This window comes from Tahibacter sp. (assembly GCF_035481375.1).
Classification (GTDB): Bacteria; Pseudomonadota; Gammaproteobacteria; order Xanthomonadales; family Rhodanobacteraceae; genus Tahibacter.
Genome location: NZ_DATIGT010000341.1, coordinates 1 through 7,510 on the forward strand (window position 1 = coordinate 1; position 7,510 = coordinate 7,510).

General features: G+C 66.8%; 6 protein-coding genes and 1 pseudogene. 3 read left to right on the forward strand and 4 right to left on the reverse strand.

All coding sequences use genetic code 11. The features are described 5' to 3' along the window. Together VLF18_RS22560 and VLF18_RS22565 are read left to right on the forward strand one after the other, a co-directional pair. Positions 1-460: pseudogene (locus VLF18_RS22560) on the forward strand (lectin subunit beta); the annotation flags it as partial. A gap of 152 nt (positions 461-612) precedes the next feature. Beyond that, entirely contained in the window at positions 613-1,125 is a 513-nt protein-coding gene (locus VLF18_RS22565) for a phasin family protein (RefSeq protein WP_325281882.1), read from the forward strand. A gap of 207 nt (positions 1,126-1,332) precedes the next feature. Here VLF18_RS22565 and dnaJ read toward each other — a convergent pair whose 3' ends face one another. From dnaJ to hrcA, 4 genes are all read right to left on the reverse strand, one after another. Then, a complete protein-coding gene (dnaJ, locus tag VLF18_RS22570) occupies positions 1,333-2,460 on the reverse strand; it encodes a molecular chaperone DnaJ (protein ID WP_325281883.1) in 1,128 nt (375 codons plus the stop codon). A gap of 109 nt (positions 2,461-2,569) precedes the next feature. Beyond that, on the reverse strand, positions 2,570-4,486 hold the full coding sequence (dnaK, locus tag VLF18_RS22575; RefSeq protein WP_325281884.1) for a molecular chaperone DnaK: 1,917 nt from the start codon (positions 4,484-4,486) through the stop codon (positions 2,570-2,572). 120 nt (positions 4,487-4,606) lie between these two features. Beyond that, positions 4,607-5,143: a nucleotide exchange factor GrpE gene (gene grpE, locus VLF18_RS22580; RefSeq protein WP_325281885.1), complete on the reverse strand. Its 537-nt coding sequence runs from the start codon at positions 5,141-5,143 to the stop codon at positions 4,607-4,609. Between the two features lie 104 nt (positions 5,144-5,247). Beyond that, positions 5,248-6,306 carry a heat-inducible transcriptional repressor HrcA gene (gene hrcA / locus VLF18_RS22585; RefSeq protein WP_325281886.1) on the reverse strand — a complete coding sequence of 353 codons (1,059 nt, stop codon included), beginning with the start codon at positions 6,304-6,306 and terminating at the stop codon, positions 5,248-5,250. A gap of 129 nt (positions 6,307-6,435) precedes the next feature. Between hrcA and VLF18_RS22590 the strand changes: the two genes are divergently transcribed. Further along, the coding region (locus tag VLF18_RS22590) for an AAA family ATPase (RefSeq protein WP_325281887.1) at positions 6,436-7,510 on the forward strand (1,075 nt) is incomplete at its 3' end.

Sequence of the window (7,510 nt, forward strand, 5' to 3'; positions counted from 1 at the left end):
GAGCCTCGTCGAACGCGGCCTGCCCGCGGTGCTGTCGCAGACCTTTCGCACGCTGCTGCAGTCGCGCATGCAGGCGAGCCTGTCGAAATACCGCAGCCACTACGCCAACGCCGATGTCGTGCTGTTCGAGCCGAACGCCGACGACGCACGCATGTTCTTCACCAACGTCTTCAGCTACGACAACCGGCTGCAGGTCGCCGAACACGCCTATCGCTCGACGCTGTCCGACCTGCGTGCGCGCCGGTCGGAACTCGAACCGGTGTTCGCGCGCCACGGTCTGTCGTTCGATTCGGCCGTGCTCGACGACACGCAGCGCGGCCTGCGCGCGGGAATCGGTCCGGCGCCCGCGCCGCAGACCCCGGCGACGGCGCAGCTGCGCCGTGCGCTGGACGAACTGCAGGCGCTGGTTGCGCCGGAGCCGCGGCGCCGCCCGCACAAAGTGCAACGAGTCCACTCATAGCAATAGAAATAATTTCACATTGCAGCAGCGCCGCCACTCGCGATCGCGATGGCGCGCGCCATGCATAGTGTGATTATTCTAGCCCCCGCCCCGAGACTGCCGCGCAATCTTGGGCGCATTTGCGTACCGGGAGTCCCCACGAGGAGCGTCGTATGAGCAAACCGAAACTGAAAGCCAAGGCCAAGGGCAAGTCGGCGCCGAAGTCGGCGGACAACAACCTCGGCAAGTCGATCATGGATTCCGCACAGCAGATCTGGCTGGCCGGCCTCGGCGCGTTCGCCAAGGCGCAGGAAGAAGGCACCCGCCTGTTCGACTCGCTGGTGCGCGAAGGCGTCAGCCTCGAGCAGAAGACCCGCAAGCTCGCGATGGGCAAGGCCGACGAAGTCCGCGGCGCCGTCGAAAGCAGCGTCAGCCAGGTCAAGGAACGCACGCAGGAAACCTGGGACAAACTGGAAAAGGTTTTCGAGGAACGCGTGTCGCGTTCGCTCGGCAAGCTCGGCGTTCCGGGCCGCAAGGAACTCAACGAGATCGCCGAACGCGTCGAGGAACTCTCGCGCGAGATCCGCAAGCTGAACCCGAAGCCGGCCCGCGCAGCCAAGCCCGCCGCCGCTCCGGTCAAGGCCAAGCGTCAGCCGAAGGCCAAGCCGGCGGCCGCTGCCGAATAACTACCGCAACCGATTCATCACAACGCCGGCCGCACCCGCGGCCGTCGGTTTTTCAGCCCGTCAATCACCAACGACTCCGGGATCCCTCCCCCCGGTTTCTGGTTGACGGGCTTTTTTGTATAAATCGGGAATCGTTCGAAGCAGAGCGGCGCCGTCGCACCGATGCCCGCTCCGCTTTCACGATTCCCCGTTGCCGATTCCGTCAACTCACGACGTCATGCGTTCCCAGAACTGCTTGACGCCGTCGAACCAGGAGTTCGCACGCGGCGTGTGTGCGCCGGACTCGGCGCCTTCGAAGGTGCTCTCGAGATCCTCGAGCAATTCGCGCTGGCGGCGCGTGAGCTTCACCGGTGTCTCCACGACGACGCGGCAATGCAGGTCGCCGAGGCGGCCCGAACGCACGTTCTTGACACCCTTGCCGCGCAGGCGGAACAGCTTGCCGGTCTGGGTTTCGGCCGGCAGCGTGATGACGGCTTCGCCGTCGAGCGTCGGCACTTTGAGGTCGGCGCCGAGTGCGGCCTGGGTGAAACGGATCGGCACTTCGCAGTAGAGATCGTCGCCTTCGCGCTGGAAGATCGCGTGCTCGCGCACGCGGACTTCGACGTAGAGATCGCCGGCTTCGCTGCCCGAAGGCCCGGCTTCGCCCTGCCCCGCGAGGCGGATGCGGTCGCCGGAGTCCACGCCGGCCGGAATCTTGACCTGCAGCGTGCGCTCGTCCTCGACGCGGCCTTCGCCGCGGCAGTCCTTGCACGGATTCGACACGGTCTTGCCGGTGCCGGCGCAGTGCGGACAGACCTGCTGCACCGAGAAGATGCCCTGCTGCATGCGCACGCGGCCATGGCCGCGGCAGGTCGCGCAGGTGGACGTCTTGCCGTCCTTGCTGCCGGAACCCTCGCAGGTCTTGCAGGCCACGAGCGTCGGCACTTCGATCGTGCGCTCGATGCCGAAGACGGCTTCCTCGAGGTCGAGCTCGAGGATGTAGCGCAGATCGGCGCCGCGACGCGGGCGACCGGAACGGCCGCCGCCGAAGATGTCGCCGAAGATGTCGCCGAAGATGTCGCCGACGTCGGCGCCATGGAAGCCGCCGCGGCCGCCGCCCATGCCGCCGCCCTGTTCGAAGGCCGCGTGGCCGTACTGGTCGTAGAGCGCGCGCTTGGGCGTGTCGCAGAGGATCTCGTAGGCCTCCTTGGCTTCCTTGAACTTCTCCTGCGCGTCGGCGTCCGGATTGCGGTCCGGGTGGTACTTCATCGCGAGACGGCGGAAGGCTTTCTTGAGATCGTCCTCATTGGCAGTCTTCTCGACGCCGAGGATTTCGTAGTAGTCGCGCTTGCTCATGATCGTGATTGCCGCGGCCGGCTGTTCCCCTGTTTCGATTGGCCCGGCCGATAAACAAAACGGACAGTCGTTCGGACTGTCCGTTCTGATTTTCTAGCCGGATGGCGCCTTACTTCTTGTCGTTGACTTCGGTGAACTCGGCATCGACGACGTCGTCGGCCGCGGCACCGCCGGCACCGGCCTGCGCCTGCGGACCGGCGTCGCCGCCCTGGCCCTGCGCCGCCGCGAACAGCGGCTGCGCGACTTCTTCGAGCTTGGTCGTGCGCGTGTCGATTGCCGCCTTGTCGTCGCCCTTCATGACTTTTTCGAGATCGCTCAGCGCTTCCTCGATGCGGCCGATCTGGTCGGCGACCTTGCCGCCGTGGTTCTTGATCGCGTCGCGGACCGCGTGCACGAGCTGATCGGCCTTGTTGCGCGAGCCGACGAGCTCGTGGAACTTCTTGTCTTCTTCCTTGTTCGCCTCGGCGTCGCGGACCATGCGCTGGATCTCGTCGTCGGACAGGCCCGAGCTGCCCTTGATCTCGATGCGCTGTTCCTTTCCGGTCTTCTTGTCCTTGGCCTGGACGTGCAGGATGCCGTTCGCGTCGATGTCGAAGCCGACTTCGATCTGCGGCATGCCGCGCGGCGCCGGCTCGATGCCCGACAGATCGAACTTGCCGAGCGACTTGTTCGCGCTCGCGCGTTCGCGCTCGCCCTGCAGCACGTGCACGGTGACGGCGGTCTGGTTGTCGTCGGCGGTCGAGAAGATCTGCGAGGCCTTGGTCGGGATCGTCGTGTTCTTCTCGATGAGCTTCGTGAACACGCCGCCGGCGGTTTCGATGCCGAGCGACAGCGGGGTCACGTCGAGCAGCAGCACGTCCTTGACCGTGCCGCCGAGCACGCCGCCCTGGATCGCCGCGCCGACGGCAACGGCTTCGTCCGGGTTGACGTCCTTGCGCGGTTCCTTGCCGAAGAAGTCCTTGACGGCCTCTTGTACCTTCGGCATGCGGGTCATGCCGCCGACGAGGATGACTTCGGTGATGTCGGAAACGCGCAGGCCCGCGTCGTTGAGCGCGATGCGGCACGGCTCGATCGTCTTCTTGACGAGGTCGTCGACCAGCGCTTCGAGCTTGGCGCGCGTGAGCTTGATGTTGAGGTGCTTCGGACCCGACGCGTCGGCCGTCACGTACGGCAGGTTGACTTCGGTCTGGTGCGACGAGGACAGCTCGATCTTCGCGCGCTCGGCGGCGTCCTTCAGGCGCTGCAGCGCGAGCGGATCGTTGCGCAGGTCGATGCCCTGGTCCTTCTTGAATTCTTCGACGAGATAGTCGATGACGCGCTTGTCGAAGTCTTCGCCGCCGAGGAACGTATCACCGTTCGTCGCGAGCACTTCGAACTGCTTCTCGCCGTCGATGTCGGCAATCTCGATGATCGACACGTCGAACGTGCCGCCGCCGAGGTCGTACACGGCGATCTTCTTGTCCTTTCCGCCGGCCTTGTCGAGGCCATAGGCCAGGGCCGCCGCGGTCGGCTCGTTGATGATGCGCTTGACTTCGAGACCGGCGATCCGGCCGGCGTCCTTGGTCGCCTGGCGCTGCGAGTCGTTGAAATAGGCCGGCACCGTGATGACCGCTTCGGTGACCGGTTCGCCGAGGAAGTCTTCGGCGGTTTTCTTCATCTTCATGAGGACCTTCGCCGAGACTTCCGGCGGGGCCATCTTCTTGCCGTCGCTCGTCGCGACCCAGGCGTCGCCGTTTTCATGCGCGACGATCGCATAGGGCACGAGATCGAGGTCTTTCTTGACTTCGGCATCGGTGAACTTGCGGCCGATCAGGCGCTTCACCGCATAGAACGTGTTCTTGGGATTCGTGACACCCTGGCGCTTGGCCGGCGCGCCTACGAGTGTCTCGCCGTCTTTCGTGAACGCGACGATGGACGGGGTCGTGCGGTCGCCTTCGGAGTTCTCGATGACGCGCGCCGTGTTGCCTTCCATGATCGCCACGCACGAGTTGGTCGTGCCCAGGTCGATACCGATGATCTTGCCCATTGCTTAGCTCCTCGAATTGGTTCTTCGACCCTGCCGGATCGCTGCTGCCGCGGTATCTGTAGTCGCGCAGCGGTTATTCAAGATCGGCGCCGGGCATCTTGCCCGACGTGCCGCGCCGTCTCAGTTCGCGACGACGACCATGGCCGGCCGCAGCAGCCGGTCGTTGAGTACGTAGCCGGTCTGCAGCGTGTTGACGACCGTGCCCGAGGCGTGCGCCGGGCTGTCGATCATGCTGACGGCCTGGTGCAGCTCCGGATTGAACGGCTGGTTGGTCGGTTTTACGGCCTTGAGCCCGTTGGACTCGGCGACCTTGAGCAATGCTTTGTAGGTGAGATCGAGACCCTGGCGCATCGCGGCCACATCGGCCGTCTCGACGGCCAGGCCGCTTTCGAGGCCGTCGCAGACCGGCAGCAGGTCGGACAGCAGGCGTTCGTTGGCAAATTTTCGGGCGTTTTCCAGGTCGCGCTGGAGACGGCGGCGCTGGTTTTCGAGGTCGGCGCGTTCGCGCAGCAGCACATCGCGCATCTCGGCGACGGCGGCCTCGGCCACGGCCAGTTGCTGACTCAGCGCTTCCATGTCGGCATTCACGGCCGCTTCGGCAGCGGACATGCCTTCGCCGCCCGGTGCGTCGGGCGCGGTCGATTCGGTGTTTTGCATTCAAGCTCCGGCGAGTTGCTTCCCGTCCCCACGGGCGCGGGATGGTCGGAAAACTCCGTACATCCCGCAGGGCGCGGCATGATACGGATTGACAGGCCGGCTTGCTATTGGGGCGTCTGGTTGCGGTTCAAGGCGCCGGACAGGATCTGCGCCGTGGCCTGGACGACCGGGATGACCCGGTCGTAGGCCATGCGCGTCGGGCCGATCACGCCGAGCACCCCGAGCACGCGCCCCTCGACGCCGTAGGGCGCGGTCACGAGGCTGTAGTTGTCGAGCGCCGCAAAGCCCGACTCCTCGCCGATGAACAGGCGCACGCCCTCGGCGCGCGCGCAGCGTTCGAGCACGGCGAGCAGGTCGCGCTTGCGCTGGAACGCCTCGAACAGCTCGCGCAGGCGTTCGAGATTGGACAGGTCGTGCACGCCCATCAGGTTGGTCTGGCCGGCCACGAACATGTCCGGCTGCGGCGGCGTCTGGAAAGCGGCCTGCGCCAGCTCGACGGTCGTGGCCATGAGCCGGTTCATCTGGTTGCTGGTTTCCTGCATGTCGCGCAGCAGGCGCAGGCGGATCTCGTCGAGGCGCTGCCCGGAGAACTGCGCGTTGAGGAAATTGGAAACCTGTTCGAGTTCGCTGGCGGTATACGCGCGTTCGAGCTCGATCACCCGGTTCTGCACCTGGCCGTCGACGAACACGAGAATGACCAGCGTGCGGCGCTGGTCCAGCGGCACGAAGTCGATGTGACGGAACGGGACTTCCTGGTGCCGCGGCACGGTCACGACGCCGACGAAATGGGTGACCTGGGACAAGAGCGACGATGCGCTGTTGAGCAGATCCGGCGTCGTCGCCACCGCCGGCAGCTCGCGCCGCAGTTCCTCGACCTGGGGTTCGCCCAGCGGCCGCAGTTCGAGCAGCGAATCGACGAAGACGCGATAGCCCTGTACCGTCGGCACGCGACCGGCCGAGGTATGCGGCGCCGCGACGAGGCCGAGTTCCTCCAGGTCGGACATGACGTTGCGGATCGTGGCCGGACTGACGTCGAGACCCGAGGTCCGCGCCAGCGCGCGCGACCCGACCGGCTGCCCGTCGGCCACGTACTGGGAGACGAGCGTCCGCAGCAGCTGGCGCGCGCGCGGGTCGAGCGGTAAGCGAGGATCGTGTCGCGACATGGCCCGCAGCATAGCAGCACCGCCCGGCGCATCCGCAGCCGCGAACGCCGGTTTTTCGCGCGCGCGTCTTGGGCCTTGAGACGCCTTCGCGCTAGAGTGCGCGCCCTCGCCCTGCGCCCGGAAAACGCGATGCTGCGCTCGCTGTACGTCAAGGACTTTGCCATCGTCGGCGAGGCCGACATCGCGTTCCAGACCGGCCTGAGCGTCGTCACGGGCGAAACCGGCGCCGGCAAGTCCCTGCTCGTCGACGCGCTGCTGCTGCTCGGCGGCGGCCGCGCCGACGCCGGCGTGATCCGCGCCGGCTGCGAACGCGCCGAGCTCACCGCCGAATTCGACATCGCCGCCGCGCCGGCCGCCCGCGACTGGCTGGCCGCCGAGGAACTCGACGACGACGGCGCCTGCCGGCTGCGCCGCGTGATCCGCGCCGAAGGCAGTTCGCGCGCCTGGATCAACGGCCGCCCCGTGACGCTCGCGCAGCTGTCCTCGCTGGCCGAACGCCTGATCGAGATCCACGGCCAGCACGAACATCAGGCCCTGCTCGACCGCGGCCACCAGCTCGAACTGCTCGACGCGTTCGGCGACCACGCCGCCGAACGCGCCGCGGTCCGCGAGCCGGCGCGACGCTGGCGCGAGATCGGACAGCGCATCGCCGCGATCAGCAGCGGCGGCGATCACGGCGAGCAGCTCGCGCTGCTCGAACGCCAGCTCGACGAGCTCGATCGTCACGCACTCGGCGAAGCGGAACTCGCCGAACTGAACGACCTGCACAAGCGGCTCGCGAACGCGGGCCAGCTCGTCGCCGGCAGTGCTGCGGTCGCCGATCTCATCGACGGCGACAGCGAGTTCGCGCTGCGCCGCTCGCTCGCGCGCGCGCGCCAGGAGCTGGCCCGTCTCGCCGAACTCGACCCGGTGCTCGCACCGACAGCCGAGGCGGTCGAAAGCCTCGAGATCCAGCTCGGCGAAATCGGCGACGCGCTGTCACGCTATCAGGACGGCCTCGAAGTCGACCCGGAGCGCTTGGCCGATACCGAGACGCAACTGTCGAAACTCCACGAGCTGTCGCGCCGGCACAGGCTGCCGATGGGCGAGCTGAAGATCCGCGCCGAAGAAATCCGCGGCGAAGTCGACGCGTTGCGCAACGCCGGCTCGCGGCTGGAAACGCTGGAACGCGAACGCGCCGCCGCGGTCGCCGACTACCGCAGGG